This window comes from Lysinibacillus sp. Y5S-8, assembly GCF_036894365.1.
GTDB lineage: Bacteria > Bacillota > Bacilli > Bacillales_A > Planococcaceae > Lysinibacillus > Lysinibacillus fusiformis_D.
Genome location: NZ_CP145889.1, coordinates 2,039,080 through 2,065,623, shown reverse-complemented (window position 1 = coordinate 2,065,623; position 26,544 = coordinate 2,039,080). Strand labels below are relative to the sequence as shown.

Below are 26,544 nucleotides of genomic sequence, written 5' to 3'. Positions count from 1 at the left end.
TTATTTCAGTTGTTCAGCCAATCCATACCAAATTCGTACAACTTGCTCTGCTTCCTTGAACAAAGCTTGGTATAAACGACCACATGTATCTCTTAGTAGACGTCCTTGCTTTTCCATCGGCACAACACCACGCCCCATATCCGTGACAATGAGCACTAATCTACATTGTTGTTCCAATGTCTGTACTGTTGCTAGCACCGTTTGAACCACTTGTTCATCTTCCTCCAAATTTTGTGTCACAAGCCATTTTTCTAAATTTTTTATGACGAGGACATCACAGGCTGGTGCCACCTCTGGTAATTCGCCATCAAGCATTACCATCTGATGCTGTTCATACAAACCCTTCACATAGTCGGTTTTGCCGTTATAGGCGCCTCCGATAAAGACATGCATCTTGCTCCCTCCTCCCAAGCCTTTCTTGAAAACGTTAAAACAAATTGTTTGTCATGTGGCACTTGATAGGACCAAAAAGGCTGCTCTGTTGGGGCAAAAGCAACGAGTAACGCACGAATGACCCCGCCATGAACAACTAAATAATAATGATCCTCATCCTTTGGTAAATGGTTGAAGCCGTCTACAACACGCGTTACAAAATCATCAAACGCTTCGCCTTGTGGTGGGGGCGTGTGAATCGGATCGTCAAGCCATGCACAATAATGGGCATTCATTTTTAATTCCTCATAAGTTTGCCCTTCAAACGCACCAAAGTTTGTCTCACGAAAGCGTGGCTCTGTCTGGTAGCTTGCATTCGGAAAATAATGAGCCGCTGTTTCTCGGCAGCGTAGTAAATCACTGCCATAAACCTTATCGACATTCGCATCTACAACAGCAAGCTCGGTTGTCGCTGCTAATGGTGCGTCCGTCCAGCCAAGATAGCGCTTTTCTAAATTTTCTTTCGTTGGTGCATGCCTCATTAAGCACACAGTAACAATGTCACCCATAGCACAACCTCCATTCCTTCAATCGATGCACCTAGTAAATCACCTGATACGCCACCAAAATTGCGCAACGTAAATTGGCGAAAAATAAAAAGCGCAATGGCTAAAACGATTACTAATACAATGGGTAGCAGAGAGAACTCAGTAAAGACAAATACAGCCGTCATAGCTAAGAGGAGCGATAACAACAACCATATTTGCAGTAGCTTGGCATTAATATGAGACTTAAAAAAATAGGCAAGACCTTTTTCCTTTGAGCAGTGGAGTGACATAAAATAAAAGCTCATACCCACCCTAGTTAGAAATGGCACAAATAACACCATCCATAAAGCGAATTGCTGCTGTACAAATAGCTCATGTAGAATGACAAATTTACCCATTAATAAAAACACGACAGACAATACCCCGAATGCCCCTACACGAGGATCATCTAAAATCTCCAATCGTTTCTCTCGATCTCGATAAGAAAAATAGGCATCGCCCATATCGATAAAGCCATCTAAATGTAAACCACCTGTCCATAAAGCCAATAGCCCTATGACAATAAAAGCTAGCATCACTTCACTGCTTGCGGTCCACTGCGTGAGACTATAAAGCACGGCTGCCACCGTCGTCCCCATCAAAGCCCCTATCCACGGTAAGCAAGCGAACATACCTGTGATGGTGAACCTCGTTAATGGTAGCTCTTTATGTACTGGCAAAACCGTAAAAAATTGAAATGCCAATAGCAGGCTATGCCAAAAATTTTTCATCGTCTTGCCCTCTTTCTCGATTTATTTCCACCTCTTCACAATACCGTCATTCATCTCATAGGCTTCCTGTGCCATTGCAACGAACCATTGATGGAATTGTCCGAGTGTTCGTCGGTATAATTCTACTTCATCACTATTATAAGGTGGCTCATCAAACAGTTCATTAGAGACAACAAAAAAAGTCACGTTCTTCTTTAGTAGTGACTGAATAGCCTGTTTAACAATCTGTAGCTTATTTTCTAAACACCCAGGCTGTTGTACACACGGTGTCCCACTGTCATAGCCTTCATAAAAAGCATTGGTCAGCCAAGTTGTGACGCAATCCCACAGCACCACATCCCCATCTTGAAGTGTCTCAAACACCTCTGCTATCGCATATGGGGCCTCCACCGTCAGCCATTGGATGGGCTGTGCCTGTCGATCTGCCTGATGACGATGAATCCGCTTCTCCATTTCACGATCTACAGCAAGACCAGAAGCCAAATAGATCAAGCGTTTTGCAGTACTAAACTGCGCTTGATATTGCTGCATCGCTGCTTGCTCAGCAAAATGAGATTTACCACTACGCACACCACCTGTAATAAAAATGAGTGGCATTTTCAGGCACCTCCTATTGTAAATGATGCAAATTACCGATATCTTGGACAAGCCATTGTTGAGCTTGTCGTTCAATCACTGTTACACTCGTCCCATGAATATATGGCGCTGTCCACAGCTCACTAATGCTACGCTGTAAAATAGCGTTGATAATACATTTAATGGTGACGGCATGAGAGACAATGAGGATCGATTCATCCCGATATTGGGCTGCTATTTTTTTGAGTGTAAACATCGCTCTTTCTGTCACAGCGCCGAAGCTTTCGGTATGAGTAGCAACAAACTGTGCTGGATAGTTTGTATATAGCTCATAATCCAGCTTATTCGTCGCCATTATCTCCTCAATGGTATGACCTTGCCATTCCCCTAAATAGATTTCTCGTAAATCATCTTCATAGGCAATAGGCAGTTGGCGATTGGCTGTGAGAATAGCCATCGTCTCCCTCGCACGACCACTTGAGCTACAATAAGCAGCAGCAAAAGGGATCTGTTGCAGTTGCTCGTGTAACCGTTCAGCCGCTGCCCTACCGTTTTCTGTTAATGATGAATCCAGCCACCCTTGTAGTCGTTGCTCTTGATTCCATTGTGTTTCCCCATGTCTTACTAGATAAAAAGTTGTCACTTTTCTCTCCCCTTATTTGCGCTAAACCAAGCTTGCAGACAATTATGTAAAGAAGTCATGGCCGCAATATCTTTTATTCCAATACGGAACCATTCACCCTGTAAACCTTGAAAATTTTTCGTATGACGCAGAACAATACCTTGTGCTAGACAATAGGTGAAAAAGGTATCTGCCTGCTGTGTTTTTGGTAGTGAGAAGCACACATAATTTGTAACGCTATTGGTTACTTGACAGCCGTTTTCTTGTAAATAACGATGCAGCCATTCTCTTTGCGCTGTCGCATAGCTAATGGCTTGCTGACAATAATGCTGTTCATCTAAACAGCTCGCACCAATAACAAGCGCAAAGGCATTTAAATTCCAATGCGGCAGCATGTCCTTTAAAGTGCTCACAATGGAAGCATGTGCAACTAAATAACCTAGACGTAAACCTGGAATCGCATACATTTTAGTCATCGAACGTACGACAATGACATGCGGTTGTTGTGCACTATTATGAATTAGCGAATACGCCTCATCTACCCAATCCATAAAGGCTTCATCAATGACAAGCTCACAGTTAACGGCAGCTCCGTGCTCTATTAAGGCAAGTAAATCTTCTTTTTTCGGCAGGACACCCGTCGGATTATTAGGTGTACAAAGATAAACGGCGTCTGCCTCCATCATTTCATGCTGTAGCTGCTCCATAGGTAATGTGTACTCGATGAAGTCTGTCACCAAAACGGGCACAATATCAGCACCCGCTGCACGCAATGTTCGCTCATATTCAGAAAAAGTCGGATGCACAATGATGACACGCTTTTTCGCATAGCGTCTTGCTAGCACACTAAAAAGCTCTGAAGCCCCGTTACCTAATAGAATCGTATCCTTTGCCACTTGATGAAAAGCTGCAACCTTCGTTAAAAAGGGCTCTCCATCAGGATCTGGATAACGTTGAATTAGCGGATAAAATGTACGCCACCGTGCCTCCACAAAGGATGGCGGTCCCGCGGCATTCACATTTTCACTAAAATCATACACTACTTCAGGCATAGTTAAGCCTAATTGCTGATACACATTATGCGGATTTGCTCCGTGATTAGGTAATGGCATAAATGAACACCTCCACTGCTAGCATGACAAGCGTAAAGAGAACTGTGGCAACGCGCATATGAAGAATAGATGTAGCAATATGCTCCTTCGTTAAAGGAACTAATTTTTCTCCCATAATTGCTCGATGAGAGACAACACCCTTATACGTATTTTTTCCACCTAGCTGTACACCGAGCTGCACAGCCGTCGCTGCCTCTAAATAGCCACTGTTTGGACTTGGATGCTTTTTCGCATCCTGTGCCCATCGCTTTAAACGCTTGCCAAGCGAATAATTTGTTTCATTTTTTGTGCCCAGCACGATAAGCAAGCCTGTAATACGACTTGGAATAAAATTCAGCACATCATCAAGCTTGGCAGAGAACATGCCAAAGTCTTTGTATTTTTCATTTTTATAGCCGACCATCGAATCTAATGTATTGACAGCCTTATAGCCCCATAACCCAATTGCCCCAAATAAAAAGGCATAAAAGAGCGGTGCTGTCACGCCATCGCTTGTATTCTCAGAAACCGTTTCTACCACACCACGCACAATTTCATCTTCATCCAGCTTTTCGGTATCACGTCCAACAATCCACGACAGCTTGACACGCGCTTCCGCAAAATCACCTTTGACAAGCGGCTCATAGACAGCCATAGCCGCCTCCCTCAAGCTACGCTGTGCCAGTCCAATCCCAATGAGAAGCCCTTCTACTAGAATGCCAAAAATGATACTTACCTGATAACTAAGGAGCAGAATCAATGTCACCATAAACATGGTCGTCCCAACAACAGCAAGTGCCATCACCATCCCACGCAGCTTTCGCCATTTGCCCTTATTCCATAGAGCTGTTTGCGATTGAATCAAATGTCCAATCCAGCGTACAGGATGGGGAAGCTTTGGAGGGTCTCCTACTAATAAATCGAAAACAAGCCCTATGATACAGGCAATTACGATAGCAATCATCAAGCTCTCTCCTCTTTATCTTTTTTGTATTTCCGCACAGCCTCACGCATCGTTTCATAGACGCCATAGCCAATGACCTTGCCGAGCATCGTAATGGGGCCTGCATACTGATGGTAGTCCCCTTCTTCTGTGGAGGCAATTAGCAAGCTATCGGTAGAAGTACCTGTAGCTTGCGTACCTGTTGTTGGGTCTGTAATAGCTTCATCCACTAACGCCTTCACCTTGGCTTCTGTTGTTGAAATCATTGCCTGAAATAGTGCTTCATCCGATAGCTTTCCGTTGATGAGCACCCATGTATTAATCGTCCCTGCATGGTACTGCTCCTCCCGATGAAAAGCACGTGTAATATCGACCGCATTACCTAGCCCCGCAGTAATCATAATGACAAGTTGGATTCCTTCAAATGTAAAGTCGCGAATGGTCGCAAATTGGGCCTGAACAGCCGTCATCATGGCTACAGTGTTATGGAGCGGAAAGCGCTGTGCCTGCAAAAATTGCTGTAATTCCTGATGGGGTTGCCGTTCATCATAAGTAATGGGTACTGTTCGATTCATGAGATGCGTATAATGTCCAAAGCCTGGATTATGCATGGCGGAGGATACGACCTTCAGAGGTGAAGCTGCTTGAAGGGCAACATAATGATCAAATAGTTGAATATGGTCTTTCGTCAGTATAGGCATTTCATCGCCTCCTCGCACGAGATAGTTACGGAACATAAAAAAACAAATTCTTACAAAGAAGAATTTGTACTGTCGATTCTTTATTCAAATTTGAACCTTCTGAACGTATGTACAGAATAACAACTTCATAATACTCAAATTATTTATTTTCTTTGAAATTGTATCATAACTTTGGCTATTGTCACAATTCCAATTTCAAGGCGTTATTGTTGCTTTTGTTTGAGATTTTTAAAGCGGATCACAGAGCCTATAATAATAAAGACCCAGCCAATGCCAATGTAAACAATTTTCATTGTTTTGGTCGATGACGGTAAAATATCCATAATCGTTAAACAGACAAAAAGTATCCCAAGGATGGAGAAAAGCATCCCAATTGTTAAATTCTTCACGAAAAACCCTCCCAACTTATGTACGCCCTCGATTTTACCGTATTCTAAGCAAAAAGAAAACACTAATCCAAGCAAGAAACACTTGGATTAGTGATGATTGTGTCATTTTGCTTTCGCATGGGCAAAAAACTCTTCATATAACGCTTGTAAAATACGGTTTTCATATTCCTGAAGGACCCCAAATACGAGGCTGACTTCAGAAGAACCTTGATTGATCATTTCAATATTTGCGCCAGTTTCTGAAATCGCTGTGGCAGCACGGGCAGCTAAACCTGTATTATGACGCATCCCTTCGCCAACAATCACGATCATAGAAAAACCGTGACGCATTTCTACATACTCAGCATGTAGCTCTTCTTTCACACGACTAATAATACGTGCTTCATTTTCTGGAGTTAGTTGATTTGAACGCATGATGACAGAAATATCGTCTAAGCCAGACGGTGTGTGTTCATAAGAAATATTCTCATCTTCTAAAATTTGGAGCAGCTTTCGTCCAAAGCCTACTTCACGATTCATCAAATATTTAGAAACATATAAAGTTGAAAAGCCACTGTCTGCCGAGATTCCTGTAACGGGACGACCTGTTGCAGGACGGCTTGGTACGATACGAGTACCTGGGGCTAATGGATTATTTGTATTTTTTATGTTAACGGGCACCCCAATCTTGTAGACAGGCATTAACGCTTCATCATGGAACACTGAAAAGCCTGCATATGATAATTCGCGCATTTCGCGATACGTAATTTCTTTAATTTCCACTGGATCATTGACAACTTTCGGATTCGCAGAGAACACACAATCCACATCCGTAAAGTTTTCGTACAGCTCCGCTTCAACGGCTGCTGCTAAAATGGAACCTGTAATATCAGAGCCACCGCGGTCAAATGTTCGCAATACGCCCGCTTTAGTGTAACCGAAGAACCCTGGGAACACAATAATTTCTTTTGTATCTTTTAAAGGGGCTAAATTAGCATACGCTTCGGGTAAAGCAAATGTGCGTTCAGGCAAATCATTGACCACTAAACCTTCTTTTGGACTAATGTAGCGTGCGGGCATACCAATGGCATTAAAGTAAGCTGCTATCAGCTTGGCATTATTATCTTCACCTGCTGCTTTAATACTATCGATGAATAATTCCACGTTCGTTTTGTCACCTTGTACACGTTCACGTAAATCTTCCGCAATTACGTCACAAATGGCATGGTCTAATCCCAAACCATCTGCAATCGCTCGAAAACGATTCACAACAGTTTGCAATTTTTCTTCCGTATTCTCATGTTGTAACGCTGCATTTGCTAATTGTATTAATAGGTCTGTTACTTTTATATCGTCATCAGAACGTTTCCCTGGTGCTGAAACGGCAACAATCTTACGTGCCGGATTAGATTTCACAATGTTTGCCACTTTTTGAATTTGTTCTGCACTTGCTACAGATGTTCCACCAAATTTACACACGATCATATCTATCAAATCCTAACTTTTCAAATTAATTGTATTCCTCCAAAAAACAATTGAATGTACACAGTGTACAAATTATCGTTTCCTACGTCAATACAATTTAAAAAATTCACGCAATTTATCGAGAAATATGGACAATTTTCGTACTGTTTGATTTATTATACGGATTTCGCATGAAATAGTTAAGGTTTTTATGAATTTTTTTTCGTGACATTCACATATTCGTGAAATTTTCCATTTTGACTTTCTTCTATATAATGAAGAAAACGCTTACTCCAACTATGATATGCACAAACAGCCACTATGTTTGTGCTATTTTGTATGTAAAAAAGGCGACTTGAGCAGAGTTCTAACGCTTGATTTCGGAGGAGTTATCGCTCATTCACAGAGTTTCTTGCCCTTCCGCGAGTATTCCTCCACCCTCCGCGAGTATTCCTCTACCTTCCGCGAGTATTCCTCCACCTTCCGCGAGTATTCCTCTACCTTCCGCGAGTATTCCTCTACCTTCCGCGAGTATTCCTCCACCTTCCGCGAGTATTCCTCTACCTTCCGCGAGTATTCCTCCACCTTCCGCGAATATTCCTCCACCTTCCGCGAGTATTCCTCCACCTTCCGCGAGTATTCTATTAATCATCGAAGTTCTCGCTCAATTGCTTGGATGCAACACTCTTTCGTGAGCAGCTGCCTTCTTCTACATAAAAAACTAGGCTCACGTTATGTGATGCCTAGTTTTACTTGTGCTATTGGATTACATGGCTGTCCAGCCGCCATCGATCACTAGCTCTGCGCCTGTCATGAAACGAGATTCGTCAGATGCTAGGAAGACTACACCATAGGCTACATCTTCCGGTTCACCGAAATATGGTAGTTGTGTGTAAGTTTGATAGAATGGCAGTGCGCCCCCCTCTACCATTGTTGGTGCTGTCATCGGTGTGACGATAATGCCTGGGTGCACAGAATTCACACGAATTTTATCTTTGCCGTATTCGATGGCAGCCGATTTAGAAAGTACACGTAGCGCACCTTTTGCTGCTGTATAGGGGCTTGTACCAGCCATCCCAACGATTCCGCCAATGGAAGAAATATTGATGATTGAACCGCCGCCCGCTTTTTGCATTTCAGGAATCACGTATTTCATACCAATAACACAGCCATTCAGGTTGATATCCATAATTTTATTCCATTCAGCCATTTCCATGTCAGCCATCGTTTTTGGTGATGAAACGCCTGCATTGTTGACAAGAATATCGACTTTGCCGTAAGCCTTTACAGCCTCCGCAATTACTGCTTTCCACTCGTCTTCTGAAGTGACATTATGTGAAAGCCCCATAATCTCTCCACCATTTTCTTTAATTTCTTTAACTAAGTTATGCAATGGCTCGATTTGCACATCTGTTGCAATTACCTTTGCGCCTTCTTGTGCGAATAATTTTGCTTCGGATGCACCCATACCCATTGCTGCTCCTGTAATAATTGCTACTTTCCCATTTAAACGACCCATAATAAAAACTTCCTTCCTTCTATATAAATGAACAATTCGTGAACATGTTAACAACTAGTTGTATTATCGACACTGTGTCGTTAATATAATTATAACTCGCTATTTAAAAAGGGCAAACAACACAAAAACCTATTGTGATGCTTACACAACATTCTCAATAAATCTGTTGTTTAAATAGAAAATTTGATACAAGGAGCATAAAAATGTCGAAAAAAATGGACCCCCGCGTCATCCGAACACGCCAATTATTTAGAGATGCACTGGTGGAATTAATTGATGAACAAGGCTATGAGAAGATTACAGTTCAAGATATTGCACAACGAGCTACATTAAATCGTGCCACTTTTTATTTACATTACCGTGATAAGCTGGACCTTCTCTATCAAAGCTCAGAAGAAACTTTGCATGAGCTTGTCAGTAGTATTCGTCCAAACTTTGAGGAGAAGAAGGATTTTGATTTATTACCAAATTATGACCAGCCTCACGAGACATTTATGCATTTATTTGAACAAATAGCGCTGAATAGTAAGCTTTATAAGGTTTATCTCACGGAAAAGAATATCTCTTATTTCTCTGATGGTTTGAAAAACATTATTATCAATTTCGTCTCAAGTGGCATTCAAATTATGGAGCCTAACGATCAAAAGCTAACAGTGCCCCGTGAGATGGCTGTACGGTTTTATGCCGCTGCCTTTCTTGAAGTAATTGTTTGGTGGTTGGAACATGATATGCCGTATACACCAAAATTTATGGCGACTCAGCTCATGCGTATTACCATTAAAGGGCCTTATATTGACAACCCCTTTGAAAAGTAAAGTAGATTTGGGTATAGGTTAAGCCCATACCCATAGGACTTGCTTATGCGCCATTTAGTAATCTTTCATCAAACATTAATTGTATTTGAATGCCGAACGGGTCTTCGATAATGCCATAAGCTTTACTAAAAACGTTACTGGATAACGGAACAATAATTCTTATTCTTTCATCGGACGTTAAGCTCTTGTAAAAATGCTCAATTTCTTCTAGGTCCGCACTCTGTATACATAATGAGGAGTGGTTTCCTACTACATAGTGTTCCATAACATCCATTGTAGCTTCTGCTAGCATTAGCTTTGTTTTGCCAATTAATAAAACAGCATGTGCTATATGCTGTTTATTTTCTTTTGTAAGACGCATCGTCTTGTCACGTTTTGCCATATCCTCATATGTCACAAGCAACAGTTCCTCCGCATTCAAATGTTCTTTGTAAAATTGGACAGCTTCGTTTGCCTTTCCATTCATGGATAAAAAAATAGCGACTTCAAGTGTGGCACTCATCGTATCAATCTCCCTTAGTAAAATAGTTAGATAATAACTCCATTGATATTACCTAACCCTTATTTTAGAATATAAAGGTATCAAAACATGACACCTTTTAAGGAGATGACCATGAAAAAATCAGAACGACTTAATGATATGATCAGATACTTAAATGGTCGGGAATTTTTTAATTTAACGGATTTAATGACTACCTACAATATTTCTAAAAGTACAGCGCTACGTGATGTTCATTCTTTAGAGCAGTTAGGCATGCCGATTTTTGCTGAACATGGAAGACATGGACGGTATGGCATCTTAAAAAACAGGCTATTGTCCCCTATTATTTTTACATTGGATGAGGTGTATGCTTTGTACTTCGCTATGCTAACATTAGAATCTTACCAATCAACACCTTTTCATCTAAGTGTTAATCAATTAAATGAAAAATTTGAAAGCTGTCTGTCTAAACATCAAGTAGAACAGATGCATCAAATGAAAAAAGTCCTGCAATTTGAAGCTAACCAGCATCATCATATTAGTCTTTTTTTAGATAAGATTTTAATGAGTATTCTTCATGAATATAGCTGTCAATTTCAATATCAAAAAAATAATGAGCAAAAAGATTACTATGTTCAATTTTTCAAAATATCTGCTAAATTTGGGCAATGGTATGTAACTGGCATAGAAGTGGATACGAAGAAGGTGAAAGTTTTCAGATGTGATAAAATAACGTCCATTAAAGTAATAGATAGTAGCATGCACTTTTCTCTAGACACACTAATCAATCGGTCATTAGAAATGGATCAACCAAAGAAACGTATTGCATTTGAGGTAGAAATTTCAGCACAGGCAAAGGATATTTTTTATAAAGAACATTACCCTTCTATGACACTAGAAATGGGTGATAAAACTGTAATTAAGGGCTTTTACAACCCAGGAGAAGAAACATTTATCGGCAATTATTTTATGAGGTATGGTCAGCATATTATCTCCGTGAAGCCCAAAGCATTACAACAAATAATCCAAGACCAAGTAGAGAATCTCCTTCATCACTATCAAAAATTAACCTCACATTAGCCCATAAAAAAACCCGAACTATATGATTTGACTAGCTCGGGTTTTCTGTCTATATTGCTCGATACGCATAAGACCGTTAGCAAAACTATAAAATGAATTCAATTGATCAGTTTTTTTGCGCCATAGATCATAAAGCTCTCCCACTTTTACTTTTCATTAAACTCAAATTCAATTTTCCCTTCTACCAAACGGAGTGACGCATTAAATTGTTTGCCATTCTTTGATTTAAACCCTTTCATCATAGCTGTTTTACCAATCTTACATAAATCATGAATGTTCTTCTCCGTTAGTTTTTTTCCTAATAGCCTTCCTGGAAACGTTTGCTTACAACCATTTTTATAATTCGAACAACCGTAAAAACTTTTACGCAAACCTATTTTTCCTACTTTACATGTCGGACACATCACAATATCTTTCACAACAGCTGGTTTAAACTGCTCCGCTTCAATTGTAAGTGACTCTAACTGTTTAGGCACTTCCGCTATTAATTGATTAATAAACTTGCCGATGCTTTCAATAAAATGTTTGGCTGACCCTTCTCCATGACCAATTTTATGTAAATAAATTTCCCATTTTGCTGTCATCGATGGACTTGACAGTAATGTTCCTTCAATTGCTCGACATAAAAGCGCCCCCTTAGGCGTAATACTCACAATATTTTTTCGTACTTCAATAAATCCATGCTTTTTAATCGTCTCGATAATGCCACTACGAGTTGCTTCCGTCCCAATACCTTCAATCGACTTCAGCACCTCGATTTCCTCTTCATCCTCAACCGATTTACCACATGTTTTCATCATCGTAATGAGTTGACCTTCTGTATAAGGCTTAGGAGCCGTTGTCGTGCCTTCTAAAATAGAAACCTTACTTTGTACCATCTCCTCTTGGAAAACAACAGGTAACGACTCTTCACGCTCCTGCAACTCTTTCTCACTTGAAAACAATTCTTGCCAACCTTTTACAAGCTCTGTTTTCCCTACCGTTTTAAACGCAACGTTTTTGACATTCGTTATGATCGTTTTTTCGTCGTATTGATAATCTTGGTGAAACATAGCGAGTGTCGTATTGACGATTTCAAAATAAATATTTCGTTCATCCGCATTCATGGATTGTAACGCTTTTTCTGTCGGCACTTTTTTCGTTGGGATAATAGCATAGTGCTCCCCAACGTTGGCACTATCGACGTAGCGTTTGTTATTCCCTCGGTTGATTGCATGAAATGACTTTCCCACGAGCTGCTGATAGTTGGCCAATGAGTCATTTAAATAGGCAAACTCATGATGTGTAATGAGCTGAGAATCGGTACGTGGATAAGAAACGAGCTTTTTCTCATAAAGTGATTGCGTAAGTTTCAACACATGCGATGGACTGTATTTCCAACGCTTATTGGCAGCAGCTTGTAATGTTGATAACGCATGTAGTTTAGGTGGTGCAATCCGCTTCATTTTGTTCGTTACACTTGTAATTAGACCCGTATCCTGCGGTTCAATCCCATGCTGTTGCAATAATTGCACAGCCTCTGCCCGCTCTTTTGTTTTTAAATTTGCCTTCCCTTTATATACACCATTTTGTGCTTTGAAAACCCCTTCAATTTCATAAAATTTTTCAGGCTTGAAATGTTCGATTTCCTGCTGTCTTTTATAAATTAAATAGACGGTTGGTGATTGCACACGTCCGATGGAGATACTGCCCCTAAAGCCCTTTTTTTGTAAAAGTAGCGTATAGAGACGACTACAGTTCATCCCTACTAACCAATCGCTAATTTGACGTGTTTTTGCTTCTTGGTACATGAGCAAATCACGCTCATTACTTTGCATATGATTAAAACCTTTTCGAATTTCCTCAACCTCTAATGAATTGATCCATAATCGTTTAACAGGCTTGTTGACTTTCGTCATTTTTAAAAGGGAGTAGAAGATATTTGAACCCTCACGTTCACTATCGCAGCCATTATAAATCATGGTTACTTGCGGATCATTAAAGATTTTTTTGACTGCATGAAATTGTGTATACATTTTAGAGACAACTTTATCTTCAAATTTTTGTGGAATGATCGGTAATGATCCCAGTGACCATTTCTCCCATTCCTTCTGATATTCTTTTGGTTCCTTTAATTCAACAAGATGACCCACTGCCCAGGTAATGACTGCACCATTAGGAAAAGTTGAACAAGGTTCCAGTTCAATAAATGTTTTCTCTTTTTTCTTTATTTTAAATGCATCTGCATAAGCCCTTGCTTGAGATGGCTTCTCTGCCAAAATGGCGATTTTCCCCATTGATCATCACATCTTCTTTAAAATAGTTTCGTAGCTTTTCTATAAAAACATAAAACTCAACTAATCAGATTAGTTGAGTTGATGGTGAATACCTTACTACTATTTTACTTTAAACAATTAAAAATATCACTTATTAAAATCTATGAACTAAAAGGACCCTTCAAATCGAGGAATCAGGCTGCTGTGATTTAACCAACTCAGCAGCCATATACCCCATCAGTATAAACAGCCTTACACTATATTTGCACCAACTGCAACGCCTTCTTAAGCTCTTGACTATCTTTTGCTAATACGCTCATCACATTCGATCCAAACCATTCCAATGATGCATCTACCTCCATCGTTGAAACTGCTTCTGCTAGGAATTCACCGTAATCAATGGCACCTTCAAACAAAGGAACCATTCCTTCCCTAGACCCTGCCGCCGCATACACATTGTTTGGTGAAAAAACATTTAGTTGAGCACGTGAGGCAATATTTTTCAAGTGAAAATGTGAGATATAAGGACGTAGTTGCTTCATGGCGACAATCGGGTTCATTCCTGATTCCCATATATGTAAAACGTCAAAGTTCACTCGTAGGCTGGAGTGATTCGTTTCTTCGAGTAACTGCATGGTTGAAGGTAGATTATCTGTTAATGTATTTGGATGAGTTTCTACCAGCAATTTTTGTCCTTGTGACTCAAGATAATCACAGAGCATTGTAAGTCTGACAATAAGTTCTGCCCTTTCTTTCTTACTCGTGTCTGAGCTGCCTTGCTTTCCTACAAATGTACGAATCTTATTTGTTCCCCAGCGCTTGGCAAGTGCAGATAATCTTTCTGTTTCAGCCATCATCTCCGAAACGGGTGCATCTAATGGCAAATAATCACTAAGCATGCTCGTTTCCAAACCGTAGGAGCTTAGCCAATCTGCTCCATAATGAAGTTCATCTGCCAAGTTCTTTGCATGAATACCCCAGAGCTCGATTCCTTGAAAGCCTTGTGTTTTTGCAAATTGAGCTAATTGCTCCATCGAGTGGAGATGGTGCCGAAACGAGATTGTACAAATTGATAGTTTCATAACATGACCTCTTTCTTGTGCTGTAATGTTAACCATGCTTGAAAACATTCTTGTAATCCTTGCTTGATTTTGAACTCAAGCTGATTTTGTTCTTCTAACTTCACAAATATATTTTCTGCCAATAACAAATCTTGCGTCATCGCCAGCTTCATCGCTCGATACTGAATCGTTGTATAGCCAGTCACTAGACGCTCAATTTCATCACACCATGTGTCAAAGCCTTCCTCTTCTCGCCCAAGTGCTTCCCAAAAAAATGCAAATGCATGCTCATATGCATACTTTCTAATCGCGATAACTGGCAATTGCTTTAAGGCAGTCGGTAGTTTTGACAGACGTTCTTTTCCTGCGATAGACTTTTTCATAATTTCGGTAACGGCATCTGTCAACGGATTACAATCAAGCTTGATGCATGTATTAAAATAGGCTTCAACCGTCTCTGTAGTAGGAGCAATAATCGTCTCAGAATCAAAGTAATAGCCACCTTTGACAGTTGGCTCTTGGATTGCAGCTAAAATTCGCTCCTTCGGTAAAATTCCTTCCCAGCGAAAATCAGGGTCATACATAAACCACTCTTCTTCATTTTCGGTCGATTCTAGCATCACATAATGAGGGAATGGACGTTGATGAAATTTATTCTCTCGCTCTGGCAGCATCGATAAATCCAGCATCACCATCACATGCTGATGTGGCGATTTATTCTCTACTAGCCCCAGCAATTTGTTTATATTTTCTTGTTTAGACTGCTTTTCGTCATACCATTTGTAAAGCTTGATGCCATAGAGCATTTCATACCATGTTTGAAAGAAATCATGATCGATTTGATCAGAATGGTATCTTAGCACACCATTATCAAGCACATCAAAATCTGCGTCCCATACCCCAAAATAGTAGGGCCTATGATCGACACCTTTCGTTTTCTTAATAACCTCACAAACACAGCTTACAAAACAATGAACTTTTATCATTTTTGGCCTCCGATTATTCTACCTTTTGCTGTTTTTCTAAAAAGCTTGCTAATGTTCCTACTGTTTTGAAATCTTTAGGAACGAGAACCTCATCGGGGATGGCAATGCCAAGATCCAGCTCTATATGAAGAATCAGTTGAAGGACCATAATGGAATCCATATACAAATCCTCATTTAATCGGGCATCTTCATTGAAAGAAGACAGTGTCGGCAACTCTAATGAATTGTCCATAATATCATAGATGCTCTGAATCAATTGTTGTCGCGTCATACTGGTATGCCTCCAAGTTTTTTTCTACTTATTTTTCCATTAGGCAGCTTTTCAATTTCTTGAACAGGCAAAAACTCTATTGGAACTTGATGTGGAGCTAGAAATTTTCGGCACCATTCTCGAAGCTCCATATTATCGATTGGTTCAGTAGACACATATAGTGCACATACCCGCTCTCCTGATAGGTTATCTTGTTTCTTATATACAACTGCTTCGACTATTCTTGGGTCATCCATTAACACGGTTTCCACTTCTTGCGGATACACATTCAAGCCTGCTACATTAATCGTATCATCTATTCTTGCTAGAAAAGAAAGAACATTATCTTCTATATAGCCAAGATCTTTCGTATAAATCGTTTGTGTAGACAATTCAATAATAATTTCGCTCGGTGTTTGTTTGTCACCGGCTGTTACCTTCACATGAGGAAGAGGGTAGCCCATTTCTTTCGGATCTTCCACATTAGGGTGAATCGCAACACAGCCTGCTTCAGAGCAGCCATACTGCTGGAGTACTTGGCGAGATTTCTCCCTTAATGTTGTCAGCCAGCTATGCGGCATCAAAGTTCCTGACGTCATGACACGATCAAATTGTTCACCCATCGGTAATAATCGACTTAATGTATAAAGTAACGCTGGGGCCCCATAGAGTATGTGTTGAGGATATTCTTTTAACTTTTTCAAAATATATTTAGGGTTATTATTCGTAATAATAACTGGCTTTGCTCCCCTTCTTATGCAAGCCAAGACACCACAAATGAAGCCATAGGAATGAGTTACTGGACAAGCAACAACCGAATTTGTCAAAGAATCGACAGGTAACATCGTCACATAACTTTCAATCTCTTTTTCCACGGAACTCCACGTTCGTTCAATACATTTCGGAGCGCCTGTCGTGCCTGAGCTCATTTGAACTAATACGCCCTCTTGGTTATTGCAATGATTTGATAGTTCAATGAAAGTATCAATCGATTGGAACAACAGCAGATGACTACCTGCTGAAGAAGCAAGCCGCACAGCTCCCTCTTTCGGCGTTGCTGAATGGATGGGGACAACTGATCCCCCTTTTTCGCGAATGTATAAACAAAGAGCTATATATTGGAAAGTATCATCCGTACAAATAGCTAGTCTGCGATTGTTACACTCCCTTAAATGAGGTAAGCTTCCATATATTTCAAATTGCTTCTCAATATCTTCTACTGCATAAAATTGATCATTGACATAAAACATCATCATTTCTCCTTTTTATCCGCTTGCGCCAACGTATTGTTGACGATATGTCGAAAATTACCTTCCTCTTGATTTTGAACTTTCTTAGTTAGCAAAGATTCAACATAAATATGTGTGCTAGTATGCTGAAGCTGTTCATGTCTTGCACATAACGATGGAAAGCGTTCCAAGTGCTTCTGTAAGCTGTCCTTAACTTGACACCAAAAATGTGTTTCTGCAAAGTCATACTGCTCCTCTAGCAAATACGATAGTTCACTTAAATGAAATACGAATAGTGTATCCATAATTAACTCTCGTAAAGCCTCTATAGAAGACATCCAATAATACTGATCGACAGGTGCATCTTTAAAACGTTCGTGTATCGTTGCAAAGTCTGGAACGAGGCTTCTGTCTGCAATGAATTCTTCCATATATTCGATACTGTCATGGAAATCCCTCAGTACAACCCGAGTCGGCCACCCATTTTGATGCAATAAAATCATGTTTTGCGCATGTGCCTCCACCGCAATACCATGAGCGACCAGCAAGTGCCACACAGGAATAACACTCACTTCGATCAAGCGTTTTACCCACTCCTCCGCTCCATATCGGGAAAGCCAATCATCAATAAATGGACGCCCATCTCTCTCCATCATCATTAGTACTGTAAAAGGAACCGCTTCCTCTTCATCCTTCATATACAAGCGCACACTTTCTCGCCATATGGTACCAAGCTGACCTTCTAGTTTGCTACTATGCTTTTGGGCATTCGGTTCAAAAATAATACCTGCATATTCTTCCAGTACAATAAGCGATGCTTCCTTTTGTAAATAGGCATCTAATTGAATCACCTGTTTAAGCCATGATGAAATAGGAGGAGCGGCACAAACAGCATGAGAATGTAACTTTCGCAAGGAAGAAGTATTCACCATATTCATTGCAAATTTTAATTGCGCCTTTTCAGGGTGTGAAACATTCCATAATGTTCGTACTGATTGGGTTGCCCTATAGTAATCTCCTTTCACATTTAGAGGGATTAAATCTTTTTGCTCAATTAATCCAGCTAGTTCCATTTTCAGGTTATGCCATTGCCAAGGATGCACAGGGAGGAACGTATAGTCGTCAAATTTTCCACCGAAAATCGCAAGCTTTGCTAGAAGGTCTTCCCACAGCAAATGTCCTAGCTCTCTTTTCCAAAAGCTCTCTTCCTCAAGAACTGTGATTCGTACGTAGCTTCTTCTCACCGCAACCCATTGAAGGGTAAATGATTGCTTTGCCTCAGGGCCATAGTTTTTATGGTCGTCAATTGTAAAACCGGTTCTAGATTTGAAACAAGGATGATAGGGATGCCCTTCCATGATTTCTGATTCTAATTCTTCATAGCTCGAATTTCTTCTCGACATGGGCATTTGGAGATGACGCTCATTCCATTGACAAAGCTTACTCGTTAAATGAAGTTCTTCCAGTAAACGAACCTTGTCTTTACGAGTAGAAAGTAATTCATCTACTAGATCCTCAAGCGTAGCTTCTAGTAACATCTCATCTTTTCCTACTAGAAAAATACTATCGCCCTTTATTCGGATGCGATCAAAGGCCATTCTTCGGCCTTCACAACGATAGGTACATTTCTGTCCAACAAGAATAAAAATAGAAGACCATTTATCTAGAGGTGTTTCTTCATATTTGATTAATCCTTCAAACATCATTGCTTCTACAAGCTGCTGCCTTACACGTAGCTCTCCTTTTTTAGTAACTAAAGGCTGTAGCTGCTTCATATTCTGCCTCCTCATACTGAACAACGAACGGATTTGGCACTTTCGTATATACCGCTTGTTCAAGCTCGGCTTCTAGTTCATCTACATCATGAAATCTTGTTAATAAATTTGCTTTGAACGCAAGCTCCTCTTGCTTTAGAATGTTACGAATAAATGCCTTCCCGAAACCTGTAAATTCTTTTTCTAATAAGTGCAGTTGATCGATAGACCACTTCAAAAGAATTTTTTCATCGATTAGCTGATCGGCTCCAAATCGGGAAATAACGGGAAACAATTGATTCATAAATAAATAATATGTAAATCTATCATGAATAAGGGCATCTTCGTAAAATAGCTCTTCTGTTTCATGTAAAGAAGGCTCTATTGAAAGAAGTACTTCTTTATATGTTTTTGATAAGTAATAACCTTGGTTATCACGATAATAATAAGTCGTTGGATAACTGGAAGAAATGTTTAACAAACTATTTTGCTGGTGTGCTTCGAGAGCTATTCCATTCTCATCGTATAATCTTAATAACGATTCAATAGAACATTTCCAATAAGCTTTAAACCAATCTAAGCTTACGCTCTCTAATGATCGGAATTCTGATTGAGCGATTTTCATGATGAGCTGACATAATTTTGATTTTTCTTTTGGTAGGGGCTCTTGCAAAAGCGTAGCGATCATGCAGATTCCTTCATCATGTCCTTCAGGAAATACATTTGAGCGAAAAATAACCTCAAACCCTGATTCCGTCTGATTTGGGAACTCTACAGTCATATAGGCTGGATCATCAATCATCCGGAAAGATGGATGGTTCTGTAAGAAATCAATCTTATTCATTAACCGAGCCATAACAATTCCAGCTTTTAATTCATGCGTTCTAGTCACCCGCAATGAATTCGTTATTTTTACTGGAATTGAAAACTTATACATCATTTCTTCATTTGTGCTATATACCGTTCTTATCGAGGAGGTTGCTGTATAAAGTGCCCCAAGTGCACCTTCGTATTTTATCCATCCTTCAGCAAGCGCTTTTTTTACATGCGGTTGCTGCAAAAGCCATTGTGCTTGAAGCGGGTGCATCGGAATGAGGCAATCCTTCTCTGACATCACAAAATCAGGTTGTGATTTTGTTAAAGACTGAGAAATGAGTTCACTTGCACTTTTTTCTAATACAGAGGACTCTTTCACATTTTTACGGTCGACACGAAAATAGTGAAGCTGAAAAGAACCTTGTAACTCTGGAGCAAAACTCGTTTGCTGCCAATCTGACATCCCTTGTCTGCTTTTAGGTGTCGGATGGAGCCAATGTCCAAGTAAGAGTGATTGCTCAGCTTCAATAAACGTACCGTTAGCTCCATTTTGTTTCTTATCTTCCAAACGCTTTTCAATATAATTTGTCATCGTTTGATAGCTCTCAATTATGCGAAGAATGAGTTCATCAAAATGGGAGGAAAGTTCATGACATCCATCCTTCTTAGCCATAAAATGGAGTTCCTGAATAAACGTGATGAGTGTCGTTAATTTATCTTCGACAAGCCATTGTTTTTGTTTCGCACAATACTTCAACGAGACACCAAATTTATGTCTTCCAACAAGAGATTTGTATTCCATGCCAAATGCAAAACGTGTGTTTTGTAATGGCAACTCGATTTCTAATATATATTCCTCTGTCATCAGGATAGATAGTCGCTGTTCTTTTACCCATTCCTCCTTTCTGACCCAGTGTCCGCTACTCACCTCTCGTATATAACAATTCATAAACGCTTGAAACGTTGCATTTTCTGCAATCTGTTTAGCCATCTGTTGCATTCATTAACCATCCTTTCACAGAACCTTCTCCCTATCAAATGATAATTATTATCATTCACTGTTAAAAAAATGAGTCTTCCAAATTAAAAAGACTGATGAGATGATAAGAAGTAAATGGAAACAATTGAATTGTTGACAAAGATTGATAATGATTATCATTTTCAACAATAATTACATATTATAAGAAAGACAGAAATGACTCAACCGTCTAAAGACCTATATGGCAATTTAAACCATCGAAATAGGTAAAAGTGTAGAAGCGCTTGCCTTTTATTGGAGGATATTAAGAGGTTATTAATATGTGGTACTTTAAGAGGGGAAAATATTACAAGGAGATAAAAAGAATTTTCCCATATGTGAAAGGTCTATATGTTATGAATGTTCCTAGCCTTTTACGTAATATGCAAAAACCCTTTCTTATCAACGAAAGGGTTTTTGTCTGTTTATAGAGTTAAATCATTATCAAAATTTCGCTCATATCAGAAAGGTGGATGAGATGCTGAATAATTATCAACTTTCTAGCACCCACATCCTCTTTCCCTCGGGTCTATCTTGAACTTATAGTAAAAATTACCTATCCTCAATTTCCCATCATTATCTCTGGCATCATAGAGCTCTGAAAGATGAATAAATGTCCTAGAAATCAAATAGCCATCCTGTTTTTATTAGATATGTACAGCATCCATAATATTTTTCGCTACAGGTGGCTTCTCTGATAAAATAAGTTTCATGTATGGCAACACCCCTCACTCACTATTCGAATATTCGTTCTAAATCACAGAAAAAGGAACATACATTACTTGCTGTATGTCCCTCTCCATCTTTATTTATACATATTGAATACGTTTTCGATGTCAGTATTGAGCTTGTTGATATCAACTGCTGTCACGGGTTGATTGACAAGCTGATACTTTTGTTTTAGCTGCATGATTCGACGGACACTCTCATTAATGCGCTCCTCTGTTATGTCTCCATCATGGACGGCTGCCTTCACAGCTTTTATGGCTGATGCGACATTCGTGTACTCATGGGCGATTAATATAATATCACTGCCAGCCTTGATTGAATCTACAGCCGCTTGACCGATAGCAAAATGATTCGTGATAGCTTTCATCGTCATATCGTCTGTCATAACAACCCCATCGAAGCCTAGCTGCTCCCTTAACATACCTGTGATAATTTCCTTCGACATCGATGAAGGGTATTGTGGGTCAATCTTTGGTAATAAAATATGAGCAACCATGACCACATCGGCACCGTTATCAATGGCATCTTTAAAGGGTATAAGCTCCAGTTGCTTTAAATCGGCCAAACTTTTCGTCACCTTTGGCAATTCTAAATGGGAATCCACGGAAGTATCACCATGCCCTGGGAAATGCTTGATTACTGGAATTACTTGCTTGGACTCTAGCCCTTTCATTGTCTGAATGCCTAATTTGCTGACAATATCGGGATGATTCGAAAACGAGCGATCTCCGATAATCGGATTATTCGGATTGCTATTAACGTCTAGTACAGGGGCAAAATCAAGGTTAAAGCCAAATGCCTTTAATTGTTCCCCTAGCAATTGACCCACTTTAAATGACAATTGGGATTGATTGATATCCCCAATGCTTTTATTCGTTGGGAAGTTTTTTAAAGGCCCTGGTAATCTAACCACCTTCCCACCTTCTTGGTCGGTTCCTATGAAAAGGGGCACCTGATTATTGGTATTGGCAGCCATTAAGTCATTCATCAATGTGACTGTTTGCTGAGGGGTTTCAAGATTATTACCATAAAGAATCAAACCGCCCACTTTGTCATCTTGAATGAGGCTTGTTGTGTCCTGCTGAAGCGTCGTCCCTGAAACACCTGCAAACATCATTTGACCAATTTTTTCGTCCAATGTCAGCTGCTTGACCGTATCAGCTGCTTGTTGCTTTAATTCAGTATAGACCGAAATATGATGAACGACAGGATTAGGATCACTGTCAGTCGGTTTTGGTAAAATCCATTTTAATTGATAGTCGGCATTCACTTGGTAGACAAGAATGATTTGATTGGTCGTTGTATCCTGATAATAACGAACCTCATCGGGTTCACCTAACTTATTTTTAATATCTGCTAAATGAATTTTCTTGATATCCTCTTTAAATGAACGAATATCAAAAGCATGTGAACCTTGAAAGCCAATCGTCACATCCTGATAAGCTTCGTATCGTCCATTCACTGACTCCGTAACTTGCTGAGGCTCCCCCCATTGCTGATGAACTGCTTGTTGATCCGCCTCACCTGCTGCAAACGGCACATAAGGTACTCTTCCTTCTAGTGCTAAACTAGCTATGTCCTGTAGGATGACCTCCACATTTTCTGACACACCCTCTTGTTCAGATACTTCCTCTTGGACTGGGGATGACTCAGAATTTCTTGTCGTTTGTGTGGCTGGCCGCATTTTTGTGCCGAGAAAAAAGAACAAACCCAGTAATATCAGCACGAGAACTAGGAGCAAACCACGTCTTCTTTTATGCATGCAAAAACCTCCTTCACCAAACAAAATGGCGACTTCGAAACAAATCTATCAACTAACGTTATCATAACTGCCACTTGAATTCAAAGCTCACGCTATGAACAGAATCACAGCCTTCTATAGAAAATATTATCGTAAGCTAGCAAAAATGCAAAAGAAGATGTTAAAATATTCACATAAAGGGGGAAGCAAAGCATGGGGAAATTAAGTAAAAGGAATATATTGTGGATTGTGCCTATCGGTATTTTAGGGGTATTTTGGTACTTTTATGGCCCACAAAAGGATATTACAAACAATGAATATATTACATATGTACAAAACTATACGTATGAAAATAGTACAAAAACATTAGAGAGTGCCTTTGCCGCTGCCTGTGAAAATCCATATTGGGTTTATTTTGAAACACAAAAGGGACAGGACGTCGTAGAGTTCAAGGGGGATTGCCCCGTTGACAATGAAATAGCCAAGGTCAATGTGCAATTTCTTGTAGACAATGCCATCACAAGTGTCCAATCTGGTGCAATGCTTATTGATAGTAAAATGCAAGAGGAAACAGATCGCGATCAATTTTTACTGGTACTTGTTCAATAATACAATGTAGCAGGAAGGGAACGGATAAAATACGCGAATTGGTGGATAAAACAGACAGAGTAACGGATAACGCGTTAAAAGTAGCGGATATATCGAGTAACTAGAAGGATAGCTCTATGAAAGCGGTGCAATATTTTGATGCTGAAGTCTCAACTATACAACAATAAGATCTTCTATTCATCGATGTATGTTGCAATGTTTTCTCCCCTCTACAGATAAAAACCCATGCATGTACATGCATGGGTTGAGCTGCTATTAACTATTTCTTGAGGATTTTAAAATAGTTCGTTCAATCAGTCTTATTTCATTATTTAGCTTGGCAATTGCCGCTTCGATTTGTTGATAGCGCTCCATTTGGTTGACTTTCTCTGTTGATATTGAATCCTTTAAAGCGGCATGCCCTGCGTATAAGCTCGCTAGTAAATCTAGCTTTTGAAAATAAGCTGTGCTATATTGCTCCATAACACCCAGCCCCTCGTCAGATACTTTTTACACGAACAAATGAATTGGTGTTCATATTAGTACTATAGCCGAAAAAAGCAGCATCGAAACTCAGCCTAAATCATTATTTATCATCCTTTTTTCACTAAATATTATTCTTTTAAAATAAAAAAGTGGCATTATTCTTCCTTTTTTAATAAAGAATAAATAAATGTATCATAGGCTTGCCCATTTTGATACATATAGTCTCTTAGGATGCCTTCTTGTTGGAACCCTAGCTTCATCAGTAGTTGACTGGAAGCTTCATTTTCTAAAAAGACAACAGCTCCAATGCGATTCAAGTTCATGTCCTGAAAGCCATAGGCTATCACTTTTTGCCCGGCTTCTTTTATATAACCTTGTCGCCAGTAATCGGGATGAATTTCATAGCCAATTTCTGCTCGATGATGCGCAGCCGACCATAAATGGAAGCCAATCGTACCAATGACTTCATTCGAATCCTTGCGTTCAATGCCCCAACGAATCCCTCTTTTTTGTTCAAAGTTTTTAGCAAATTGCTTAATAGCCTGTTCAGCCTGCTGTGTATCGACAAAGGGTTCCTGCCCATAATAGCGTGTTACAGCCTCATTCGAAAAGCAGCGGAAAATGGCTGGTACATCCTCTAAAGTTAGCTCTCTTAACCTAAGTCTTGCCGTTTCTAAAACTGGAAACATTCCCTTCTCCTCCTCTACCATACATTACCATTTCTCTAATCCACCTTCAAAATCCTTTTTGACACTAGCTCTATCTCTTAAAAATTGATAAGATTAGCAATTATTACTATAAAGGTATTATAAAATAGCTTATAATAGTAATCAGACTATGCACTCCTACTACATGCATATCCATTACAGCTCAGCTGCCGTATTTTTCTTTATACCATTTCTGCTGAGTATAGATAAAGGTGATTTTCAACATGACATCCTATGAACGTATACTTATAATGGTCCCGCCGTTTCCCTAGCTACGCTATCTACTTGTAACGAACAAAGTAGATTTTGCTTGTAGGAGGGCAATATGTTGAAAAAACAGGCAGTACCATCTTTATTATTAATGATTGTTCTTGTGGCATTTCCACAAATTAGTGAAACGATATACACACCATCTCTACCGGATATTGCCGCTGCACTTGGTGTATCCAATAGTTCTGTCCAATTAACTTTAAGCATCTATTTTATTGGCTTTGCATTAGGAGTTTTTTGCTGGGGATGGATTTCTGATTTCATTGGCCGTCGACCTGCCATGTTAGCCGGTCTCCTTTTTTACGGTATAGGGAGCTTGCTCTGTGTTTACGCAGAGACGATTCCTTTTCTAATTGCAAGTCGATTTATTCAAGCGTTTGGGGCTGCCACTGGCTCCATTATTACACAGACCATTTTGCGTGAAAGCGTAGCAGGTAGCCAGCGACATGCTATGTTCGCACAAATTTCAGCTGTCATTGCCTTTACCCCTGCGGTAGGGCCGTTGATTGGTGGCTGGGTCGATCAAGCACTTGGCTTTCGAGCAGTGTTCTTTGTCCTTGTGGTGATGAGTATCTTGTTGTTCATGTATACTTATTACAGACTTCCTGAAACAACAGATCCAGCCGCAAGACAACGAATAGCGATTTGGCCTGTCGTCAAACGCATTGTTGCTTCGCCAACCGTTCTTGTCTATGGACTACTGATTGGGGGCATCAATGGTGTACTATTTAGCTACTATGCCGAAGCACCCTTTATCTTCATTGGGCATTTTCAGATGTCACCAGGCCTATACGGTTTTCTTGGCATCATCGTGGCACTGGCTTCTATCCTAGGGGCCATGATTTCAAAAAGACTGGTCATCAACCATCCACCGCAAAAAATCATTCACCTCGGCTGTCTGGTGATGCTTTTGGGTGCTGTGCTGTTGACTATCGTTTGTTTGATGCCACTGCATGCAATACTCGTAGAAATCGGCATCTTGCTGACCGTTTTCGTCCTACTGCTCGGCTCTGGCATGGCACTTCCTAATTGCCTAAGTCTTGCACTAGTAGACTTTCAGGATGTTATTGGGACAGCAGGCGCGATTTTTAGTCTCGGCTATTATCTATTAGTCAGTGCCATCACAACGGGTATGAGTTTACTACACAACGGTTCTTTATTAACAATGCCACTCTATTTCTTAGGTCTATCCCTGACGATGTGGCTTTGTGGGAGAAAATTTATACGATAATTGATGAAAGCGGGCATCTTATCGTCAGCATAAAAATGAGCCACCTTAAATAATTAAGGTGGCTTCTCCTATT

Annotated in this window: 27 protein-coding genes; 4 read left to right on the top strand and 23 right to left on the bottom strand. The window is 39.9% G+C overall.

Going from position 1 to position 26,544, the window contains the following annotated elements; translation table 11 throughout:
• The 12 genes from V6670_RS09880 to V6670_RS09825 form a co-directional block, all read right to left on the bottom strand.
• The gene (locus tag V6670_RS09880) at window positions 1-393 is read right to left on the bottom strand and encodes a bifunctional adenosylcobinamide kinase/adenosylcobinamide-phosphate guanylyltransferase (protein ID WP_141903200.1); all 393 of its coding nucleotides are present in this window, start codon (window positions 391-393) and stop codon (window positions 1-3) included.
• The gene (locus V6670_RS09875) at window positions 345-941 is read right to left on the bottom strand and encodes a histidine phosphatase family protein (protein WP_141903199.1); all 597 of its coding nucleotides are present in this window, start codon (window positions 939-941) and stop codon (window positions 345-347) included. Before V6670_RS09875 ends, V6670_RS09880 begins: the two co-directional genes overlap by 49 nt.
• On the bottom strand, window positions 914-1,690 hold the full coding sequence (cobS, locus tag V6670_RS09870) for an adenosylcobinamide-GDP ribazoletransferase (RefSeq protein WP_141903198.1): 777 nt from the start codon (window positions 1,688-1,690) through the stop codon (window positions 914-916). The genes V6670_RS09875 and cobS overlap by 28 nt, the downstream gene beginning before the upstream one ends.
• Window positions 1,691-1,711: 21 nt before the next feature.
• Window positions 1,712-2,287, bottom strand: a complete 576-nt coding sequence (locus V6670_RS09865) for a bifunctional adenosylcobinamide kinase/adenosylcobinamide-phosphate guanylyltransferase (protein ID WP_338653925.1) — start codon at window positions 2,285-2,287, stop codon at window positions 1,712-1,714.
• 13 nt (window positions 2,288-2,300) lie between these two features.
• Window positions 2,301-2,909 carry a histidine phosphatase family protein gene (locus tag V6670_RS09860; protein WP_338653924.1) on the bottom strand — a complete coding sequence of 203 codons (609 nt, stop codon included), beginning with the start codon at window positions 2,907-2,909 and terminating at the stop codon, window positions 2,301-2,303.
• Complete coding sequence (cobD, locus tag V6670_RS09855; RefSeq protein ID WP_338653923.1) at window positions 2,906-4,000, bottom strand: threonine-phosphate decarboxylase CobD; 1,095 nt, start codon at window positions 3,998-4,000, stop codon at window positions 2,906-2,908. The genes V6670_RS09860 and cobD overlap by 4 nt, the downstream gene beginning before the upstream one ends.
• Window positions 3,987-4,943: an adenosylcobinamide-phosphate synthase CbiB gene (gene cbiB, locus V6670_RS09850; protein ID WP_141903194.1), complete on the bottom strand. Its 957-nt coding sequence runs from the start codon at window positions 4,941-4,943 to the stop codon at window positions 3,987-3,989. Before cbiB ends, cobD begins: the two co-directional genes overlap by 14 nt.
• On the bottom strand, window positions 4,943-5,623 hold the full coding sequence (locus tag V6670_RS09845) for an adenosylcobinamide amidohydrolase (RefSeq protein ID WP_338653921.1): 681 nt from the start codon (window positions 5,621-5,623) through the stop codon (window positions 4,943-4,945). Before V6670_RS09845 ends, cbiB begins: the two co-directional genes overlap by 1 nt.
• Window positions 5,624-5,826: 203 nt before the next feature.
• Window positions 5,827-6,012 carry a hypothetical protein gene (locus V6670_RS09840; protein ID WP_036117327.1) on the bottom strand — a complete coding sequence of 62 codons (186 nt, stop codon included), beginning with the start codon at window positions 6,010-6,012 and terminating at the stop codon, window positions 5,827-5,829.
• 102 nt (window positions 6,013-6,114) lie between these two features.
• Window positions 6,115-7,476 (bottom strand): aspartate kinase, encoded by a 1,362-nt coding sequence (locus V6670_RS09835; protein ID WP_036117325.1) that lies wholly within the window; start codon window positions 7,474-7,476, stop codon window positions 6,115-6,117.
• 375 nt (window positions 7,477-7,851) lie between these two features.
• Complete coding sequence (locus V6670_RS09830; RefSeq protein WP_338653917.1) at window positions 7,852-8,082, bottom strand: hypothetical protein; 231 nt, start codon at window positions 8,080-8,082, stop codon at window positions 7,852-7,854.
• A 139-nt stretch (window positions 8,083-8,221) separates the two neighbouring features.
• Window positions 8,222-8,974: a glucose 1-dehydrogenase gene (locus V6670_RS09825; protein WP_036117323.1), complete on the bottom strand. Its 753-nt coding sequence runs from the start codon at window positions 8,972-8,974 to the stop codon at window positions 8,222-8,224.
• A 203-nt stretch (window positions 8,975-9,177) separates the two neighbouring features.
• Between V6670_RS09825 and V6670_RS09820 the strand changes: the two genes are divergently transcribed.
• Complete coding sequence (locus tag V6670_RS09820; RefSeq protein ID WP_141903190.1) at window positions 9,178-9,789, top strand: TetR/AcrR family transcriptional regulator; 612 nt, start codon at window positions 9,178-9,180, stop codon at window positions 9,787-9,789.
• Window positions 9,790-9,832: 43 nt separating this feature from the next.
• Here V6670_RS09820 and V6670_RS09815 read toward each other — a convergent pair whose 3' ends face one another.
• Window positions 9,833-10,291, bottom strand: a complete 459-nt coding sequence (locus V6670_RS09815) for a VOC family protein (RefSeq protein ID WP_338653915.1) — start codon at window positions 10,289-10,291, stop codon at window positions 9,833-9,835.
• A gap of 111 nt (window positions 10,292-10,402) precedes the next feature.
• On the opposite strand from V6670_RS09815, the gene V6670_RS09810 reads away from it, so the two are divergent.
• Complete coding sequence (locus V6670_RS09810) at window positions 10,403-11,350, top strand: WYL domain-containing protein (protein WP_338653914.1); 948 nt, start codon at window positions 10,403-10,405, stop codon at window positions 11,348-11,350.
• A gap of 146 nt (window positions 11,351-11,496) precedes the next feature.
• Here V6670_RS09810 and topB read toward each other — a convergent pair whose 3' ends face one another.
• The 8 genes from topB to nagZ form a co-directional block, all read right to left on the bottom strand.
• Entirely contained in the window at window positions 11,497-13,626 is a 2,130-nt protein-coding gene (topB, locus tag V6670_RS09805) for a DNA topoisomerase III (protein ID WP_338653913.1), read from the bottom strand.
• Window positions 13,627-13,862: 236 nt separating this feature from the next.
• On the bottom strand, window positions 13,863-14,687 hold the full coding sequence (locus V6670_RS09800; protein WP_338653912.1) for a sugar phosphate isomerase/epimerase: 825 nt from the start codon (window positions 14,685-14,687) through the stop codon (window positions 13,863-13,865).
• Complete coding sequence (locus tag V6670_RS09795; RefSeq protein ID WP_338653911.1) at window positions 14,684-15,652, bottom strand: DUF6005 family protein; 969 nt, start codon at window positions 15,650-15,652, stop codon at window positions 14,684-14,686. Before V6670_RS09795 ends, V6670_RS09800 begins: the two co-directional genes overlap by 4 nt.
• Before the next feature lie 13 nt (window positions 15,653-15,665).
• Window positions 15,666-15,923, bottom strand: a complete 258-nt coding sequence (gene asbD, locus V6670_RS09790; protein WP_338653909.1) for a petrobactin biosynthesis protein AsbD — start codon at window positions 15,921-15,923, stop codon at window positions 15,666-15,668.
• Window positions 15,920-17,158, bottom strand: a complete 1,239-nt coding sequence (locus V6670_RS09785) for an AMP-binding protein (protein WP_338653907.1) — start codon at window positions 17,156-17,158, stop codon at window positions 15,920-15,922. Before V6670_RS09785 ends, asbD begins: the two co-directional genes overlap by 4 nt.
• Entirely contained in the window at window positions 17,155-18,906 is a 1,752-nt protein-coding gene (locus V6670_RS09780; RefSeq protein ID WP_338653905.1) for an IucA/IucC family protein, read from the bottom strand. The genes V6670_RS09785 and V6670_RS09780 overlap by 4 nt, the downstream gene beginning before the upstream one ends.
• Window positions 18,878-20,701, bottom strand: coding sequence for an IucA/IucC family protein (locus tag V6670_RS09775; RefSeq protein WP_338653903.1), 1,824 nt, complete (start codon window positions 20,699-20,701; stop codon window positions 18,878-18,880). Before V6670_RS09775 ends, V6670_RS09780 begins: the two co-directional genes overlap by 29 nt.
• Window positions 20,702-21,524: 823 nt before the next feature.
• A complete protein-coding gene (gene nagZ / locus V6670_RS09770; protein ID WP_338653901.1) occupies window positions 21,525-23,210 on the bottom strand; it encodes a beta-N-acetylhexosaminidase in 1,686 nt (561 codons plus the stop codon).
• 192 nt (window positions 23,211-23,402) lie between these two features.
• Here nagZ and V6670_RS09765 point away from each other — a divergent pair, with 192 nt between their 5' ends.
• Window positions 23,403-23,798, top strand: coding sequence for a glucosamine 6-phosphate synthetase (locus tag V6670_RS09765; protein WP_338653899.1), 396 nt, complete (start codon window positions 23,403-23,405; stop codon window positions 23,796-23,798).
• A gap of 255 nt (window positions 23,799-24,053) precedes the next feature.
• On the opposite strand, the gene V6670_RS09760 is transcribed toward V6670_RS09765, so the two are convergent.
• Window positions 24,054-24,260, bottom strand: a complete 207-nt coding sequence (locus V6670_RS09760; protein ID WP_141903179.1) for a hypothetical protein — start codon at window positions 24,258-24,260, stop codon at window positions 24,054-24,056.
• A 158-nt stretch (window positions 24,261-24,418) separates the two neighbouring features.
• Entirely contained in the window at window positions 24,419-24,952 is a 534-nt protein-coding gene (locus tag V6670_RS09755; RefSeq protein WP_338653897.1) for a GNAT family protein, read from the bottom strand.
• A 346-nt stretch (window positions 24,953-25,298) separates the two neighbouring features.
• Here V6670_RS09755 and V6670_RS09750 point away from each other — a divergent pair, with 346 nt between their 5' ends.
• On the top strand, window positions 25,299-26,471 hold the full coding sequence (locus tag V6670_RS09750; RefSeq protein ID WP_338654567.1) for a multidrug effflux MFS transporter: 1,173 nt from the start codon (window positions 25,299-25,301) through the stop codon (window positions 26,469-26,471).
• The last annotated feature ends 73 nt before the right edge of the window (window positions 26,472-26,544 follow it).